General features: G+C 43.7%; 16 protein-coding genes and 4 pseudogenes. 8 read left to right on the top strand and 12 right to left on the bottom strand.

Translation table 11 applies throughout. The features are described 5' to 3' along the window. From A136_RS08260 to A136_RS08245, 4 genes and pseudogenes are all read right to left on the bottom strand, one after another. Positions 1 to 388 (bottom strand): annotated as a pseudogene (locus tag A136_RS08260) (HDOD domain-containing protein); the annotation flags it as partial. 231 nt (positions 389 to 619) lie between these two features. After that, positions 620 to 1,675, bottom strand: coding sequence for an alcohol dehydrogenase family protein (locus A136_RS08255; protein WP_017065214.1), 1,056 nt, complete (start codon positions 1,673 to 1,675; stop codon positions 620 to 622). Continuing rightward, the gene (locus A136_RS08250; RefSeq protein ID WP_017065213.1) at positions 1,672 to 2,190 is read right to left on the bottom strand and encodes a TetR/AcrR family transcriptional regulator; all 519 of its coding nucleotides are present in this window, start codon (positions 2,188 to 2,190) and stop codon (positions 1,672 to 1,674) included. The genes A136_RS08255 and A136_RS08250 overlap by 4 nt, the downstream gene beginning before the upstream one ends. A 155-nt stretch (positions 2,191 to 2,345) precedes the next feature. Next, complete coding sequence (locus A136_RS08245; RefSeq protein WP_017065212.1) at positions 2,346 to 3,479, bottom strand: multidrug effflux MFS transporter; 1,134 nt, start codon at positions 3,477 to 3,479, stop codon at positions 2,346 to 2,348. Positions 3,480 to 3,576: 97 nt separating this feature from the next. On the opposite strand from A136_RS08245, the gene A136_RS08240 reads away from it, so the two are divergent. Continuing rightward, positions 3,577 to 4,350: an AraC family transcriptional regulator gene (locus A136_RS08240; protein ID WP_017065211.1), complete on the top strand. Its 774-nt coding sequence runs from the start codon at positions 3,577 to 3,579 to the stop codon at positions 4,348 to 4,350. Positions 4,351 to 4,434: 84 nt separating this feature from the next. Here A136_RS08240 and A136_RS08235 read toward each other — a convergent pair. Continuing rightward, positions 4,435 to 5,193 (bottom strand): annotated as a pseudogene (locus tag A136_RS08235) (glutathione synthase); the annotation flags it as partial. A gap of 182 nt (positions 5,194 to 5,375) precedes the next feature. Continuing rightward, on the bottom strand, positions 5,376 to 6,323 hold the full coding sequence (locus A136_RS08230; RefSeq protein ID WP_017061092.1) for a LysR family transcriptional regulator: 948 nt from the start codon (positions 6,321 to 6,323) through the stop codon (positions 5,376 to 5,378). Positions 6,324 to 6,449: 126 nt separating this feature from the next. Between A136_RS08230 and add the strand changes: the two genes are divergently transcribed. Both add and A136_RS08220 read left to right on the top strand, forming a co-directional pair. Continuing rightward, the gene (gene add, locus A136_RS08225) at positions 6,450 to 7,448 is read left to right on the top strand and encodes an adenosine deaminase (protein ID WP_017065209.1); all 999 of its coding nucleotides are present in this window, start codon (positions 6,450 to 6,452) and stop codon (positions 7,446 to 7,448) included. A 166-nt stretch (positions 7,449 to 7,614) separates the two neighbouring features. Next, a complete protein-coding gene (locus tag A136_RS08220; protein ID WP_017061090.1) occupies positions 7,615 to 8,190 on the top strand; it encodes a sugar O-acetyltransferase in 576 nt (191 codons plus the stop codon). Positions 8,191 to 8,395: 205 nt separating this feature from the next. Here the strand turns inward: A136_RS08220 and A136_RS08215 are convergent. After that, positions 8,396 to 9,015: pseudogene (locus A136_RS08215) on the bottom strand (HAD family hydrolase). A 277-nt stretch (positions 9,016 to 9,292) separates the two neighbouring features. Between A136_RS08215 and A136_RS08210 the strand changes: the two are divergent. Next, entirely contained in the window at positions 9,293 to 10,000 is a 708-nt protein-coding gene (locus A136_RS08210) for a GntR family transcriptional regulator (protein ID WP_017065208.1), read from the top strand. Positions 10,001 to 10,203: 203 nt separating this feature from the next. Here A136_RS08210 and A136_RS08205 read toward each other — a convergent pair whose 3' ends face one another. Further along, a complete protein-coding gene (locus A136_RS08205) occupies positions 10,204 to 11,403 on the bottom strand; it encodes an enolase C-terminal domain-like protein (protein ID WP_004732372.1) in 1,200 nt (399 codons plus the stop codon). 260 nt (positions 11,404 to 11,663) lie between these two features. On the opposite strand from A136_RS08205, the gene A136_RS08200 reads away from it, so the two are divergent. The 3 genes from A136_RS08200 to A136_RS08190 all read left to right on the top strand — a co-directional run bounded on the left by A136_RS08200 (position 11,664) and on the right by A136_RS08190 (position 14,824). After that, positions 11,664 to 13,097, top strand: coding sequence for a PTS transporter subunit EIIC (locus A136_RS08200; protein ID WP_017065207.1), 1,434 nt, complete (start codon positions 11,664 to 11,666; stop codon positions 13,095 to 13,097). 113 nt (positions 13,098 to 13,210) lie between these two features. Then, positions 13,211 to 14,179, top strand: coding sequence for a sugar kinase (locus A136_RS08195; RefSeq protein WP_017065206.1), 969 nt, complete (start codon positions 13,211 to 13,213; stop codon positions 14,177 to 14,179). 15 nt (positions 14,180 to 14,194) lie between these two features. Then, complete coding sequence (locus tag A136_RS08190) at positions 14,195 to 14,824, top strand: bifunctional 4-hydroxy-2-oxoglutarate aldolase/2-dehydro-3-deoxy-phosphogluconate aldolase (RefSeq protein WP_017065205.1); 630 nt, start codon at positions 14,195 to 14,197, stop codon at positions 14,822 to 14,824. Positions 14,825 to 15,243: 419 nt separating this feature from the next. Here A136_RS08190 and A136_RS08185 read toward each other — a convergent pair. The 4 genes and pseudogenes from A136_RS08185 to A136_RS08170 all read right to left on the bottom strand — a co-directional run bounded on the left by A136_RS08185 (position 15,244) and on the right by A136_RS08170 (position 17,369). Further along, a pseudogene (locus A136_RS08185) lies at positions 15,244 to 16,298 on the bottom strand (AI-2E family transporter). A 99-nt stretch (positions 16,299 to 16,397) separates the two neighbouring features. Continuing rightward, positions 16,398 to 16,610 carry a hypothetical protein gene (locus A136_RS23015; protein WP_017065204.1) on the bottom strand — a complete coding sequence of 71 codons (213 nt, stop codon included), beginning with the start codon at positions 16,608 to 16,610 and terminating at the stop codon, positions 16,398 to 16,400. Further along, complete coding sequence (locus A136_RS08175; RefSeq protein ID WP_017065203.1) at positions 16,597 to 17,085, bottom strand: hypothetical protein; 489 nt, start codon at positions 17,083 to 17,085, stop codon at positions 16,597 to 16,599. The genes A136_RS23015 and A136_RS08175 overlap by 14 nt, the downstream gene beginning before the upstream one ends. Positions 17,086 to 17,120: 35 nt before the next feature. Then, positions 17,121 to 17,369, bottom strand: a complete 249-nt coding sequence (locus tag A136_RS08170) for a hypothetical protein (protein ID WP_010431939.1) — start codon at positions 17,367 to 17,369, stop codon at positions 17,121 to 17,123. A gap of 305 nt (positions 17,370 to 17,674) precedes the next feature. Here A136_RS08170 and A136_RS08165 point away from each other — a divergent pair, with 305 nt between their 5' ends. After that, positions 17,675 to 18,103, top strand: coding sequence for a DUF2383 domain-containing protein (locus A136_RS08165; RefSeq protein ID WP_010431941.1), 429 nt, complete (start codon positions 17,675 to 17,677; stop codon positions 18,101 to 18,103). Positions 18,104 to 18,150 lie beyond the last annotated feature (47 nt).

Raw genomic sequence — 18,150 nt, 5'->3', positions numbered from 1 at the left:
ACCACGTAAAATCAAACTCATCGCTCTGTAATTCGCCCATTAACGTGGTCACAGAGGCTGGCATCACTGGAAGTTCATTAAGCAAGGCTTTTGGAGAGCGAATCAAGCGTTCGATTTGGCAAGCGACAAAATCACTAAATGGGTCTGACTCCGTTCGAAGGCGAGACTCTCCAAACAAATAATCAAGGAACTCACCATCGTGAAGGCTAAGCGTCTTATCGACGATTAATGATGATGGCTGAGCGGACGACGGCGGAACAAAAATTGAAGACTGAACAGAATCAGTAGCAACGGTTTGTTGTTGCTCTTGTTGGGCAAGCTCTGCAGAGGGTTTGTTTTTTGAATCAACAAAAGGTGAGAATAGTGCCTGCAATACCCTTTTAAACATCAATACGGCTCCTAGATGATTATCAAACAGTTCGGGATATATAACGGCAGTGATTATCGCACAGGCAACTCATAAACCATACAGTGATAAATGAATCATTAACCTTTCAGCTGTATAGGATCTGTTACCCAACAATTTGCTCAGCTCCTCGGTATTCACCAGGAACAAAAAGAGCGAGCAAATAAAGCTTGCTCACTCTTCCATCAATCTAAACCGTGAAGCTGACTAAAACTAGCGTTCTGCCACTTCCAACACGATCTTACCAACATGCTTTTTCTTTAAGAACTCATCTTGCGCTTTATGGATATCGGCTAGCGGATAAGAATCTGCAACGATGGCGCCAATCTGCTGTTTCTCAATACGGTTGACTAGGTTCTGGAATACTTGCGGTTCTAAAACCGTGCAACCAAAAAAGCTGAGGTCTTTGAGATACAAAGTTCGCACATCAAGCTCAACCATTGCACCACCAATCGCACCAGACACAGCATAACGGCCATGCGGTTTTAGGACTTCAAGAAACTCTGGCCACTTGTCACCAGCAACTAAATCGATCACCACATTCACGCTGCTTTCGCCTAGCGCGTTAACCAAATCTGCATCACGGGCAATCACTTCATCAGCGCCAAGTTCAAGTAACTGTTGGTTCTTGCTTGGGCTAGTGATGGCAATAACATACGCGCCGCGAGCTTTTGCTAGATGAATAGCCGCAGAGCCCACACCGCCCGATGCACCTGAGATAAGCACGCGATCACCTTCAGCCACATTGGCACGAGTTAGCATGTTCTCTGCTGTTGAGTAAGAACATGGGAAAGACGCTAGCTCAACATCCGACATTGTGCTGTTCACCGCGTAAGCGTGCTTAGCTGCTACTTTGGTGTATTCAGCAAAACCGCCATCGCACTCAGAGCCGAAATACCATGGCTGTGGTAGATCTCGCCCGTACACTTCGGTTAAACAAGGTTCAATCAGAACACGCTCACCAATACGATCAGCCGAGACTTCGTTACCAACAGCTACAATAAAACCGCACACATCGGCACCTTGGATGCGAGGGAATTTCAACGCTTCACCCGACCAACTGGCATCGTCTGAATCATCACTTTTCGCATACCAACCGATTCGTGTGTTGATGTCGGTGTTGTTCACGCCTGCTGCCATGACTTTGATCAGCACTTCATTAGGTTCGATTTGAGGAACCGCGATATCTCCGCGGTAGCCAAGCATTTCTGCCCCACCGTGACCCAACATCTCTACGCCTTTCATTGTTTTCGGTAGTTCGAATTTCATCGTGTTTCCTCGAGTAATTTTGTCACCATATTCTGTGCCGATGCCACTGCTTCTTCGCCTAAGACTGGCCACGCGCTTGATACGCCTTCATGAAGTAAAAACAGTGGTGTCGCGAGATCCTCTCGAAGGCTCTGATTGCCTATAAGCAAACGAACTTGTTCTTTATGCTGTGTAACCGCTTGGCTGATAAGCTCATTATCGGGAAACGCGGCCATCGCATTCATCGACATACACCCGTGCGGCGCATATTCTTCTAACCATTGTTGGAGCTTGTTGAAGATATGAGTAACCGATGCGAGCCCCTTTTCAGGCGACGTTTCCAACAAGAAATCTAAGTAGCGTTGGTGTCGATATTCCAAGGCACCAACGATCATCGCTTCTTTTGAAGGGAAATGTTTATACAAGGTTCTTAGGCTTACATCGCACGCCGTTTTCAGCTGTGCAACGCTCGGCTCAGCAAAACCTTGCTGGCTAAATGCCACCTCTAAGCTTGCTGCAATCTGTTCTCTCAACATAGTGCTCTCTCAATACCCGACAAAGGGTAGAATGATTGTTCTACCTACAGAGTAGAACGATCACTCTACCCCTGTCAATATCCAAATTTACAAACCAAGAAATGATAAATTCCGCGCCAAACAGGACACGGAATTTATCAATACAGATGAGAGACTTAGCGTTTAAGCTGCAGTCGACTGCGTATCGTCACCAGAACAGATAACGCGCCACAAAGTACCAACACTACACCTAGATCTTGGAGCATTCCCGCTAAAGCGAGCCCTGAGCCGATCAAGGTGTAATACATCAAACCAAACAGTGCGCCTGCACTTCCTGCTTGAGATTGGTAACGTACCAACGCTCGGCTCAATACATTGGGAATCGCAATGCCAAACGCCATAACCACCAACATCATTGGAAGCAAGAACCAGATCGTGTGTTGTGAAAAATAGACACCCACCGCACCTAATGTTTGAAGCCCTGCCGCGATACCAATCAGAGACATTGAAGACACTTGTCTCTTCAACAATGTCTTGTTCACCAAGCTTCCCAACAGAGTCCCGAACCCAAGCACAATGCCGCTGTAGCCAAACTGCTCAACGCTAAATCCAAGTTGAATGAAGGCAAATGAACCCAATTGATAATAGGAAAATAGCGCAATATTGAACGACGCGACCAGCAACGCAGACATCCATATATCGCTATCTTTGACCATGTGAATACTGAGTGACTTTAACTGCAATGGCTGCTTAGATTGTTGCGTTTCAGGCAATGACCATAGGCTATGTGCCAACAGCACTAACACCATAATAAACAGGGCAATAAACACATATTGATGCCCGCCCGCTTGGCTTAATTGACCGCCAAGAAGCAGCCCGATGATTGGGCTAATCGACAGCCCCATTCCCATGTAACCAAACACCTTGGCCAGTTCAGCGCCGCTAAAAGCATCTCGCAGCATAGTTTGTGTCACAACCGAGCCAACCGCAAGCCCGAAAGCGCCCATGGCTCTGGCTATCATCAACCACGTAAAGCTGTCGGTTTGCATAGCAATAAGTGCTGAACAGGCGAATAACCCCATGCCCAGTAACATGGTTGGTCGGCGCCCCCATTTGTCTGCCAATATGCCCCATACCACAACACCGAGCGCAAACGCTGAGAAGTAGATCGAGAGGGTTTGCGCCGCTTGTGCGTAACTCACATCAAAGGATTTCGATATTGAATCCAGAGTCGGGCTATAGATGGTTTCTGCGATTTGAGGGAACATCAGCAATAGCACCATTTGCCATAAAGAAGGTTTTGTTTTCATCATTTTTCCAAGACCAGTGAACTTGACGAGGAGTCTAGGGGAAACTAACCTTGGCTCGTTAACAACATTAAAACCAAAAACAACAAGATTGGGACAAATGGCATTAATCAGCGAAACCATTGAGTTTGATGCAGACAGCTTACCTGCGCCCGTAATAGGGATTGCGGCAGAGCTAGGTCAGCATGACTCAGGAATACATCACCACGTAAAAGGACAGTTGCTGTATGCTCCGCAGGGTTGCATCACCTTGACCTTAGAAAACGCCATTTGCATTTTGCCGCCGACTAAAGCCGTGTGGATCCCGCCTTATACCAAACATCGCGCGCAGATGACCAATGTGGTTGCTTATCGGTCGCTCTATTTTGATAGCAGTATTTACACCTGCCCAGAAGCGATTGAAATTGTGGAAGTGAATGAGCTTTTAAAAGCCCTGATCAATAAGATGGCTTTCTGGGATTGGGATGTTGCCCGCGAGCAAACCACCAATACCGCCAACCTATTCTGGGAAGAGTTTTACAGTGCTAACCAACACTCGTTTATCTTGCCACTACCGACAGATCGCCGCTTTAAAAGCTTTTGCAAACAAGTCCGAACCGCTTCCTTTCTTGCCCCAGCCCTCTCGACATTAGCGAACTCGGTTGGCGCAAGCACCAAAACGATTACTCGATTATTCAAAGCCGAAACAGGCATGACTTACCAAGAGTGGCGACAGCAATGGCGCTTGTTTAAAGCGATTGAACTGCTCTCAGAAAACCGACAAGTCGTTGATGTGGCTCATCTGCTAGAGTTCTCATCCAACAGTGCGTTTATCGCTTTTTTCAAACAGCAAACTGGACAAACCCCGTTGGCCTTTACCAAGTTAGGGGCGTGATTGTTGTTATCCAAACTCTGAAGTTTTACTGAGCTCAGATACAAAAAACCAGAACATGAGTTCTGGTTTTTAATGCCGATTCAACTAATCAATCAACACCAACGAATCGAGAATCCCTTTGCCACTGTGGATTCCACCTTCATTTTCGCTGGCAGGTTTACTGCGGATCAAGTAACCCGCGTAGCCGTCTAGCTCTGTTACTGGTTCACCTTTGAAGTAAACGGTGAACAAACCCACTTCGCTGACTAAGTCTGTCACGAGCGTTTGTTGAGTGTCACGCACTGCAATAGTCGGCACGTCGCGTTCATGCGGGTACAAGCGCTGCATCAATGCCCACGCGTCGTACTCTTCTGGTTTAAGCAGGCTCAGTTGTTCGCTGATGTCGTCACCAAAGACACAATGGCCTCCGCCCTCGCCTTGGTTTTTTAGCACCCATTCTTGCTTGTTGGCTTGCGTGTTAAACCATCCAATCGACTCACTAGTTATTGGCTTCATATCGGCCAAGACACTCTTGACCAGTTCGGTTTCTTCTAGCGTTAAGCCCCAGCGGGCGTATTCTGTTGCTGGCATCATGGTCAGCAGCATTTGCATGGTTTTACTGGTCGCTAGTTGCTGGCTGATGGTCGCGTTCATTGCGACATGGTGTTGCTCCATAAACAAGCGAGTCTGACTTAGCGTGTGGCAACAAACTGATTCATTGAGCTCTAGAGCCCAGTAATCTGAATACTGGTAGCCAGCTCTTAGGTACACCACATCGACAGCGCCGACATCTTTCAATAACAAGCGTTGATTATCACCCGATGAAAGCTGACAGCTCAATTGTTCAAAGGTACGACGAACCGTGCATAATTGCCCACTCACAAGCATCTTCAATGACTAGTTGCGGAATCGATGGCATTGGATTCATTTAGATATCTCATTCTTGGCGGGCATTTGGCACCCGTAATAAGACAATGCTCATTCTAAAAAGACGAAATAAATTTAAAAAAACTTATTTCGCCGTTTTGATCATCGTAGCTCGCGGTTTACAGCTGAGGTTCTTGGGTCTTATTGACTATGAGGTCGCGAAGCCATTTGTGGCTTGGTTCAGAATCAAAGTAACGGTGCCAAAGCAAAAACAAACCACCGGGAACCAACTCAATAGGAATCGGCTTCATCACCAGTTCGCCACTCTCAATATAGTCACGAACCGAGTTGTACGGATAACACATCAGCAAATCGCTTTGTTTGCACAGCTTTACTGCGCTGGTGATGTCCGACACGTTGGCGGCTTTGTTAATTTGAAGCTGTTTGGCTTGCAAGATTTCCAGTAGCAACCAGTCGCCAACGCCACCGGTCACCAACTGAATATGACGGTATTTAAGGAAGGCTTGCAGATTCCACTCTTCTTGAAGTACTGGGTGATCATTTCGCATCAAGCACACAGAGTAATCTTGCAGCAACTCGACGTGGTTTAGCTCGGCAGGGATATTTTGAATGTGGGTGCTAGCCCTTTCATCGAGCTCAAAAATTCCAATCCCGAAATCGACCTCACGCTTTAGTAAGCGCTTAAAGGTTTCGCTGCTCCAAGTAGTGCTGTTTACCGTAATGTTCGGCGCATCTGCTAGCGCGTTAGGCATAAATTTAGGGTAAATCGCGGTATAAGCGGTTTCAACAAGATCGATATTAAAAGTACGTTCGCTGTCTTTCGGCTCAAAAATGTCCGGCACGGTTAGCTGTTCAACTTGCAGAAGGATTTGATGAATTTTAGGCGCTAAAGAGGTGGCTTTCGGTGTTGGAAACAGGCCTTTTGACTCACGTTCAAACAAAGGGTCGTCAAACAAAGAACGCAGCTTAGTGAGTTGTTTACTCACCGCAGACTGACTAAGGAACAATCGCTCTGCCGTTTTGCTCACGCTGCGCTCTTCAAGCAACACGTGTAAACACAGCAGTAAATTCATATCACATTTGAGTAAGCTTTTAACATCTACCATGATATTCCTTAGATTCAGATTAATGATGACTTTATGTCACTTTAAATCATATCACAAACTTGTTAATTTAAGCCCATGTAACCTATGAGTTAATAACTCAAAAAATAATAGACCTAAGGAATACTCATGAACTTTCTAGCACTCCCTAAGATTGATCTGCACTGCCACCTAGACGGAAGTGTTCGTCCAGACACCATTATTGATCTGGCGAAACAGTACGGAATCGAACTTCCAGAAGACCGTGAAGCGGTAGTAAAGTCTCTAACAGTGCCTGAAGATTGCAAAAACCTTGATGAGTACCTAGCTTGCTTTAGCCTGCCACTGCAAGTGATGCAAACGGAAGAAGCGATTGAGCGTATCTCTTTTGAGCTTTACGAAGACGCAGCACTAGAAAACGTTAAGTACCTAGAAGTTCGTTTTGCACCGATTCTTCACGTAAACAAGGGCTTGTCTCTTGATGCAATCATCGCAAGTGCGGTTAAAGGCATGAAGCGTGCAGAAGAGAAATACGACATTAAGGGCAACTACATCATGTCTGTACTTCGTATGTTCCCGAAAGACTCAATCAAAGATGTAATCGACGCTGGTAAACCATACCTTGGTAAAGGCGTGGTTGCGTTTGATATTGCAGGCGGTGAAAAGCCGGGCTTCTGCGCTGAATTCCCAGAATACACACAATACGCTCTTGAAAAAGGCTACCGCATTACCGTGCACGCTGGTGAGCAATGGCATGGTCAAAACGTTTACGATGCAGTAACTATGTTGGATGCTGAGCGTATCGGCCACGGTGTCCACATCCAAGGTAACGAAGACGCATACAACATCGTTAAAGAGAAGCAAGTTGCACTTGAGACTTGCCCAACAAGTAACGTTCAAACTAAATGTATTCACAAATTCAGCGACCACCCAATTGCTGAATTCAAGAAAAACGGCATCGTTGTAACGATCAACACAGATAACCGCACTGTGTCGAACACTACCATGACCAACGAAGTAAAACGTGCGTGTGAAACATTCGGTCTAACAAAAGAAGATTACGTAGAAATCTACAAGTACTCTGTAGAAAGTGCGTTTGCTTCAGACGAAGTGAAACAGCACCTAATGGGTTTCGTTGAGCAAATCTAATTGGTAAAGCGCGCCTTTTGCTGAATAGCTGGGCTCACTTAGCATTAATGCTTAAAGGTACAAAATAGGAAGAGAAAGGCTGAGGCTTTTCTCTTTTTTTATGTCCAAAAATCGCTAATCTTGCAGTATTCGTCATTTAGACCGAGACTCTCGGAAAGTGGGCAGCATGAGTAATACAAACGATCAAACTGAACTCGATAAAATGTTATCTGGGCAAGTATATGATGGTGCAGACCAAGAAATTGATACCATACGTACCAATGCCAAAAAGGCGTTAATGGCCTTCAACAACCATCAAAATCCAGATCAACAACACACATTGCAAGAGCAGCTATTCGGTAAAGTCGGGAGTAGCAGCTTAATCCAGCCCCCTTTTCATTGTGAGTTTGGAAAAACCATCGAGATTGGTGACGACACCTTCATCAATATGAACGTCGTAATGCTAGATGGTGCGAGAATCAAAGTCGGAAACAATGTTTTAATTGGACCAAGCGTCCAATTCTATACGCCATCACACTCCCTTGATTATCGTAGCCGTCGTAAATGGGAAACCTTCTGTTTACCGATAACAATCGAAGATGATGTGTGGGTTGGTGGAAACTCGGTCATCAACCAAGGCGTGAAGATTGGGGCTCGCTCGGTTATCGCGGCGAACTCTGTGGTCAACAGCGATGTACCGCCAGATTGTCTATACGGTGGCACGCCGGCGAAGTTAATTCGACACTTGGATACTGAGCAATAAAGTTAAATAGAAAAATAAAGCTCATTAAAAGAACAAATAGAAAAAGAGGCGATGTTCATGATGAAACAGCGCCTCTTTTTAATCGATTCGTTTTAGCTTTTATCAGTCTTTTCTATCCGTCGTTTTTCTACTTATCTTGCCTACCTAGATTATCTACATAGAGAAACCTGACTAAAATAGATAGCTTGAGAATTTCGCTACATGATCACGTAAATTCGACGCCAAGAGCACGAAGTTCGTTCTCACATTGCGCAGAATCGATAAACTGAATACCCGCCATACCTACGGCTTTTGCTCCTTCTACGTTGTAAGGCATATCATCAATGAACACCGTTTCTGAAGCCTCCAGTCCATTATTTGAAAGCAACGCTTGGTAAATCTCAGGCTGCGGTTTAAGCATGCCAAGTTCAGCGGATACGGCTGCGCCATCAAACAAAGGCCAAAATTCGTAGGTGGCTTTTAGGTGTTCAACAATCTCGACCACGTTGTCGGTAAGTGCATACACACCATACCCAGCACGCTTTACGCGCTCGATAAGGTCGACAGAACCATGCAATAAGATCTGCGTTTTCTTAACGTAATAAAACAGGCGGTCGCACTCTAATGAAGATAAATCGAGCTCTTGTTGGTAGCGAAGTTTGGCTTCATTTTCGGTTAAGAACCCTTTGTTCAAATCCGACCAAATCGCACTTTGGAAAATCGAAAGCGCTCGGGCTTCAGGGTCGGCAATGTTACCAAACGTTAGTTGAGTAATTTCCAGCGGCGACCAACGCACAATCACATTACCCACATCAAATACGACATTTTGATTTGATTCGAACTCATACCCTACTCCTGAATTAGTCACTTAAAATAGCAACAACACAGACATTAAATGCCGCACGTTAAAGTTCATAATCTTGTTTTACAAAATGAGGACTAGAATCACAAGATGTAATCAAGTCAGCGCAAAAGGTGGTCACTAGTACCCCTAACTAACCCTATTTATCATCACCCACTTAACCTTCTATGTTACAATTATGAGTCATTCAGAGCGTACTGAATCCCTGATTTAGTTCACTATTCTTTAGTCACAGTGAATACACTTTAAAGTTATTGATCTATGAAAAAGTACGAGTTAGTTGTCCAAGATATTGTGAGCAAGATCTGTCAAAACAGTATCAATCATAAGCTTCCCGCGGAAAGAGAACTCTCTGAAATATATGGGTTATCTCGATTTACTATTCGAAAAGCGCTAGCCAAGCTAGAGGCTATTGGCATGGTGAAATCTAAGGTGGGTTCTGGTTACTTCGTCAACACTTCTCTCATTGGTACACCACTGGTGTACAACTCCATCACTGAAAACAGTTTTGAAGAGATCTCTTATAAAAAGCTCCAGTTGAATAAAGCGCTACCCGATAACCACGAACAGCAGATTTTTTCTTTAGACGACAATGACTACATCTGGAAAATTAGACGGCTTCGATTGATTAACAACAAAGTAGTTCAGATTGAAGAAGCCAAGATCCCTGTCAGTGTCTTCCCAGAGATGAATGCCGAGATCATTGAAAGCTCAATCCAGAAACATGCATTGGCGAAAGGTCTTCAGATCGATAGCTACTTAACGACGTATCAAGCGATCAACGTATCTAAAGAAGACGCGGAGTTGCTCGGCTGCAAAAAAAATGCCGCGGCGATGAATATCACCAACCGAGGTTTCTTAGCATCGGGGGATCTATTCATCGTCAGCGATATCATCGACATCAAATATCAATGCACCTATCACACTCCTTTTAACAATGAGAGCATGAGCTTCCGAGATAAGAAGTAACCTTTTAATTCGATTTAATATGGTTAATTTTTATAGATATAAGTTAATTACTCTATAGATTAGCCACTAATATTATTTCACATCTAATATTATTAATTTAATGATACTAGAAATATACTTACCAGATAATACGTAATATCTGGTAAGTATATTAAATAAGAAAATGGCCGCTTATAGCGACCATTTGATATTAAAAATACGAGTTAAGGGGTATGAATCGCGCCATCAGGAAGGCGACTTTGAGTCCACTCGTGGGGGCGATACATAACAGGGAACTCGGCTGCAACCTCTCGGTCGATTTCAACACCAATACCTGCGATTTCAGAAGCGTATAAGTAGCCATTAATTGGCTCTGCAGCGTTCGGGAATACCTTGTGTGTATTCTCGTTGTACTCGACATGTTCTTGAATGGCAGCATTGTGTAAATGCACATTCAAATGCGTGTTTACCGCTGCGCCAATTGGCGTCATATCTGGCGGGCAATGCCATGCAATACGAACACCGAAGTTCTGACATAGATGGCCGAGTTTCAGAGCTGGGGTAATACCACCAATCTGTGAAACATGGCAACGAATGAAATCAATGCGGCGGTTAGCAATCAATGATTTCCACTCTTCAGGGTTATTAAATAACTCCCCTAAACCTAATGAAACTGAGCTCTGGCTGCGAATATTATCCAACCATTCCGTTTGATTTGGCGGCAGAATATCTTCAATGAAATACGGCTTATATTGCTCGACTTCCTTCGCAAATTGTATCGCTTGGTTCGGGAATAGGCGCTCATGAACATCATGAAGAATATGGAATTGGTTACCATATTTCTCTCTCAGCGACTTAAACATCGTTAGAGTATTGTCCATGTACTGATCTTGGTCGTAGTACGAACCTTCAGTCGGGTTTTGAGTGGTATGCAAATCCGTTGGAACGCCGCCATAGAAACCAAGCTGACAACGAATGTGCTTGTAGCCTTTGTCTAGGAAAGATTCCACCAGCTCATAAATCCCTTCCATCGTGTCGCTCGTCGCGTGTGTGTATACAGGAATAGCATCACGAGACTTACCACCAAATAACTGGTGTAACGGCATACCCGCCAATTTGGCTTTAATATCCCACAGTGCCATATCAACACCGGAAATTGCATTATTGATAACAGGGCCATTTCGCCAATAAGCGTTGACCATCATCATTTGCCATAAGTCTTCAATATTATTGGCGTTTTTACCAATAAGAATAGGTTTTAAATATTCATCGACCATTGTTTTTACAGCAAGCGGTCTTTGTTGGAATGTCGCACAACCAAACCCTGTCACGCCTTCATTCGTTTCAACTACCACGGTAATGAGGTTGTGTCTGTCTGGTTTAGTAATAATACAATGGATATCAGATATAATAGTTTCTTTCACAATTAAATAACCTAAACTTAAGTCAACTCCTATTATCTAACCGCTTTAAAAACCACATTTCAAGCGCTAATTTTGCGTAAAAATAATTGGTACGTTAAGTGATTTTTTTTGATAACCAAAACATACCAATTGGCCAAAAACGGTGAAAAAATAATTTTTCGGATTTTAAGTGTGATTGAGATCTCTTTTTACTCCGTTGGATTTAAATTGGTTGTCGTTATGATTGCTCGAGTTAAATATATTCCAATAACAGGTGTAGTATGCAAATGGTAGAAAAAAGTGATGCCGTTATTAATAACTCGAAGTCATCATCGAAGAAGAAAAATTTCAAAGAAAATATACAGTTATTAATCACTGCACTTGGTGGTGAAGACAATATCGTGAGTATCACGCACTGTATGACAAGGCTGAGATTCAAATTAGCCGACGAGTCGCTGGTAGACGAAGAAGCAATCAAGCAGATCGCAGATGTGAAAGGTGTGGTACTTCAACAGGGCCAAACTCAAGTCATCATCGGTGTTGAGGTAGAAAAGTGGTTCAACGCGCTATCAAACACTCAACAAGCTGACGCAACTCCGGCTGATGAGCTAGAGAAAGGCAAGCTGTTCCAAGGCGTGATGCGCATTGTCGCAGGCATCTTTGGTCCAGTTGTACCCGCAATCGCTGGCGCGGGTATGTTGATGGGCCTGTTGTCTGGTCTTATTGCAACCAATGTTATCTCTGAAACCTCAGACACAGTTTATTTCTTCCGCTCGATCTCTGTTGCTGTGTTCTTCTTCTTACCTATGCTGGTTTCTTTCTCTGCCGCTAAGGTATTCAAAGTAAACGAATACATTGCGCTTGCTGTCTCTTCAGCAATGCTAGCGCCTCTGCTTGTTGATAAAGCAACAATGCTAAAAGACGCAGGCGCTGCACCTGAGCTGACGGTTCTTGGCGTGGTTCCTATTGAGCTGCTCAACTACGGCGGCGCGATTGTTCCTGCGATTCTAGCAATCTGGTTATTGTCTAAAGTGACTCCGTTAGTTGACCGCCTAGTTCCTTCTTCTGCGAAGCCTGTATTTACACCACTGCTTGCCTTTACGGTAACTTCGACCATCACGCTATCATTTGTTGGCCCTGCTGGTATCTGGCTAAGTAATGGCGCAGGTTGGGTGATGAGCTCACTACTGGAAATCTCTCCGACGTTAACAGGCTTTGTGTTTGGTCTAACTCGCCCGATCACCATCGTATTTGGTATCCACCACAGCATGACGCCAATCAGCCTGAACAACTTTGCACTGTATGGTAAGGATCTACTTATGCCAATCATGTGTTTGGGTAACATGGCAATTGCTGGCGCGACAATGGCTATCTGGCACAAGCAACGTAAAACGGTTTCTAAAGAGCAATCTTCAATCACAATGGGCTCAAGTGTTACTGCGATTCTAGGTATCACAGAACCAGCTCTGTTCGGTGTACTAACGAAATACACCAAAGCGATGATGACCGCGAGCTTGGCTGCAGGCGTGTTCGGTGCTATCTCGGTAACAATCGATACGCACTTAACAAGCTACATTCTTTCTTCTGTATTCAGCTTGCCAGCTTACCTTGCAGGCGGTACGCAAAACTTCATTCAAGCATTGATGGGCGTGGTGGGTGTATTTGCACTGTCTTTCGTCCTAACGATGTTGTTCGTAAAACTAGACAACAAGTAATCGGCTAGTCTCACTCCCGTAAGATTAGAATCGAAAAAGCATGACCATATCTCATTATGGTCATGCTTTCCTCAATACGAACAAACCCAACCTTTCCTTTCTAAGGCTATATTATGACCCACATCGCAATCATCGGTGAGTGCATGATTGAACTGAATGGGGCTCCATTTGGCGACATGCATCAAAGCTATGGTGGAGACACATTAAACGCGGCAATCTACTTGAACCGCAGCGCTGCGGTTAGCAACCCCATGAACTGCAATAACAATGCGAATCCAGCGATGCGAACTAGCTATGTCTCGGCGCTTGGCTCTGACGCTATCAGCCAAGAGATGCTTAACCGATGGCAAGATGAAGGACTATCAACCGAATTCGTGCTTATTGACGAGCAGCGTTCACCCGGGCTCTATCTCATTCAACTCGACGATGTTGGTGAGCGCACCTTCCTATACTGGCGCAACGATTCGGCGGCTCGCTACATGGTACAGCACCCCGATTTCGATAAGATAGCCAACCAACTTCACGATGTTGATATGGTGTTTCTGAGTGGCATTTCCCTCGCGATACTGCCACACAGCGATCAGCTAAAGTTGCTCACTATCATTGAAGGCCTGCGTGAACGTGGCGTTACCATCGCCTTTGATAGCAACTATCGACCAAAGCTGTGGAGCTCAGAGGCCGCAACTAAAGAATGCTATCTATTAGGTTATAAAACGACCGACATAGCCCTAGTCACGTTCGATGATGAACAACTGTTGTGGAGCGATCAAACGCCACAAGACACCATAACAAGGCTGCATGCACTCGGTGTCAAAACCGTTATTGTCAAGCTGGGTGCTGAAGGCTGCTTGATCAGCGAAAACCCCGCAAATGAGCCCATAAAAATCACAACGACACCTGTCGAGACTGTGGTTGATAGCACCTCTGCTGGCGACTCTTTTAACGGCGGTTTCTTATCTTGCTATCTCGCTGGAGGTTCTATTGAAGAAGCCTGCCACCAAGGTAATGCATTAGCCAGATTAGTGATTCAACATCATGGCGCAATCATCCCAAAATCCATCACCGACACTCTTTCAAACTGATATTAAGAAGTACACATGTCTACAATTAACGAACAGCTAAACGCACTTAAAGTTATCCCTGTTATCGCCATTGATAACGCAGAGGATATTATCCCTCTAGGCAAAGTATTGGCTGAGAATGGGCTTCCCGCCGCTGAAATTACGTTCCGTTCAGACGCCGCTGTTGAAGCTATCCGACTGCTTCGAGAAGCTCAGCCTGACATGCTGATCGGCGCGGGCACCATCTTGAACCGTGAGCAAGCACTCGCAGCAAAAGAAGCGGGCGCAACGTTTGTGGTTTCACCGGGCTTTAATCCGAACACAGTTAAAGCATGCCAAGAGATCGGCATCGATATCATTCCAGGTGTGAACAATCCAAGCACCGTTGAAGCGGCATTAGAGATGGGCCTAACAACCTTGAAGTTCTTCCCAGCAGAAGCATCTGGCGGCATCAGCATGGTGAAATCGCTCGTTGGCCCATACGGCGATATTCGACTCATGCCTACAGGCGGTATCACGCCATCAAACATCGATAACTACTTAGCAATGCCTCAAGTATTAGCCTGCGGTGGTACATGGATGGTCGACAAGAAGCTGGTTGAAAACGGTAAGTGGGACGAGATCGCGCGCCTAACACGCGAGGTTGTTGAGCAAGTGAATCGCTAGTCTATGTCATTCAGGTAAACAGAGCCTGTTTAATTTCTAACAATAAAGCCACAGCACTTTGGTGAGGCTTAATTATATGATCCGCCTCACTCTCAAGCCCTTAAGCTTAGAGTCGGCTCTCAGAGTGAGGTGAACCAAATATCTTCTATCCATACTTTAGGTATCGACCTAGGTAAACATTGCTTCTATGCTATCGCACATAACCGTTGTGAGGTGGAGGCGCTTCGTCGCAACCGACTCTTAACCTTTCTAAGTGAAATAGAACCAGCAACTATTGCTTTTGAAGCCTATAGCGATACTAGTTTGATCTCACACAGAGTTTAACCTCAGCCAGCTGTCCAAAAAGGAGTCATAAAGCAACAGAACTAACACTCACAGAAAGAAGTGACGCTGAGTGGTTATCAAGGCTTACTTCTGCTCTACTGACCTTTATGAGCATTCAACCTTGGATGTCTTAACTGTTCAAAAAGTACATTCACACAGACAAGTAATGGGACCCCTACTAGCATTCCCATAGAGCCCCATAGCCAACCCCAAAATACAAGCCATACAAATAAAATCAGCGGATTGAGACTAAACCTTTTCCCAGTAATGTAGGAGTAACCAATTGGCTTTCTATCAAATTAATCGCCAGGAAGACCGCAGCGACCGTCAATGCATAGCTAAACGACTCAAACTGTATAAAAGAGACTAAAGCAAAGCACGTAACTGAAACCATCGGGCCAAGATAGGGGATAAAATTCATTAAGCCTGCAAAAGCGCCCCAAAGGAAAGGGTCTTGCAATCCCATCATATAAATAGCAAGGCCAACAGTGAGTCCTAAGCAAACATTAATGATGGTGATGGCACCGATGTAACGAGACAAATCCTTTTGAACAACTTTAACCAATTCAACAGCCCTACGCTTATCTGAAAAGCATTCAAAAAGAGATAAGCTTTGAGAATAAATTCTTCGACCGTAATTCATCATGAAATACGCCATAAGAAACGCAACCAACAACTGAGTAACAATGGTTGGTGTTGTCGTAAGCACTGATTCTATAATGGAAAAAGCCGTGTTATTGGTAAGCCCATCATTGGTAACAGTACTACTCATGGAGAACCCGGTGGCGTCAGTTAAGCGACTGTTTTGAGTAACCTCACTCACTTCATTAGATACATTCTCGACCAACATTGGTAATTTTGACCACCATTGCTGAGCGGGCTCACTCAACATATTCAAACTAATCACAACAAAGCCAATAAAACCAATAAGTACAGCCATTACGTTAATGACTCGAGGGATACCGAAGCGAGTAAGGTAGTTAACTAGAGGGCTACATAGCAAAGAAATAAAAGCACCAAAGATGATTGGCAACAAAAATGGCTTGGCGATATGTAATGTAAAAATAGACATCATGAGAACAGCAAGGAGCATAAAACTAGTTTGCAACACACTTCGTTGTCTAAGAATACTGTATTTTTTTGATGTCATTTTATTCCTATGAGTAGAAGGTTTTGTTTTTGAGGCTTCGTCAATTTGAATCAGGCACTCGATACCGTCAGCCAACACTAACTTGAATCAAAATGATGGTTACTTAAGTAAATTAAGTATTAGCGATAGCTGTTTATAACCAAAAACAGACGATTGAAAACGATGAGTTCGATTCAAAATTACAACACCAAGGCCTGTGATGCCAAGAGCATACAAGGGGTACTTGTGAACAAACTCTTTTCCTTTGTGACGAATAAGTCCCATACAAAGTTCAACTTGACGAGCTCTACTTCTCCCCTCAAGTCTTTTCATTTGAATCTGTCTTTGTCGATTCTTGAGTGCTGACATGTAACCCCTCCTTCAATTGCTCTTTCGTACATCCAAAACCTATAAATTGCTTTAAGTAACTAGAACGAAGTACCAAGCATATTAGAATCAAACCGAGTGTGAATATAAACGCGCCGTAACCCGCTAACAGATTCAAAGTGAAGTAGTAGATCACTACTCCAGCACCGACGGCGATACTAAAAAGAAACAGCGGTAACAACGCAACAAAGAGGAGCTGAAACACAAGACGCTTTTTAAATGCATCAACACTATTGCGAAACTCCAATAAGAAAAGCTCTAAAGTCGATTGAGACCATTGCTGGGTATGTGTCTGTAATATAGCTAAGTCTTTCCACAATCCATTTAACTCAGAAGCAGAACGTTTAAGATCATCCACCTTACGATCGCTCGATTTATCATTGGCAGAGTTTACTGGATCATTTTGACTATTTACCTGCATAACGGTGCTCTCTCAATTGCGATGTTGATATATGGCTATTTGATTAACTTCGAGACAGCCCAACCAGCGAGAAACGCACAGCCAACACTCAATAATGGACGCTCTTTAATGATGTTTTCCGCTTTCTCAGACGTGTTCTTCACACTTTCAGAACTGGCCTCGAGAGTTTCATGGACCGCCTCTTTCACATTTTCGATAACTTCTACTGCGGCCTCTTCAGCTTTTTCATAAGTTTCTTCAATTTGTTGTTTGGCTTCTGAATTTTTAGCGTTTGACTTTGGCATAAGTTTTCTCCTTATTTGATTATCATAAGCCAGGGAATAATATTAATACTATTAATCTCTAGCTACTTTAATAATCAATGCTAGCATCGTGCCAACTTTCACAAGTACCAGAATAATTGAAGATAAGCTCCCATATCATTAATAAATGGCATTAATCAATGTAATAATTTCACTAGAAAACATCTATTAATGTATTTTTTACAAAAACAAAGTAAAACCTTAGACGAAACAAGCTGAATATAGGGTTATTAATTGGCATAAAAAATGCAATAAACCAAATACAGCTTAGAACCAAATGAGGATTCATGAGAAACCAAAGTATATTATCTATTGTTAACCTGATAAAAAGTGGAAATATTATTTACGAAAAAGCGATATCCAACATAAGAAGTGAAAAGATGGCAAAAAATCTTTTTGATATCTACACGGTAAAGAAATGTGCAGAGTTAAAGTTACAATCTTTAACTTACTACTCAAAAATACATCAAGAACAGATACCCGCTAGTTATACGATAAATGCCAGAGAGCGCTGTATTGAAGCGGAAGATACAAAAGGTAAAAACAATCAAGAGCTCTATTTAAAGCACCTAGAAGGTGTCGAGACAAAGATCATTTCCGACATTGAATCACTGCTAGAAACTAACCCTGATTTAGAAGGGAGAAGAAGATTAAAAGTGGTAAAAAATGAAATGGAATCATGTCGAGACCAAATACACAACATGCGTCAGAATTAGTTATTAGCGAATGATGGTTGGAAATCAGAATCAAAGAAAAGGCTTAT

This window comes from Vibrio crassostreae 9ZC13 (genome assembly GCF_000272045.2).
Classification (GTDB): Bacteria; Pseudomonadota; Gammaproteobacteria; order Enterobacterales; family Vibrionaceae; genus Vibrio; species Vibrio crassostreae_C.
The sequence above is the reverse complement of the archived record's forward strand: the minus strand, read 5'-3'. Positions and strand labels throughout refer to the sequence as shown.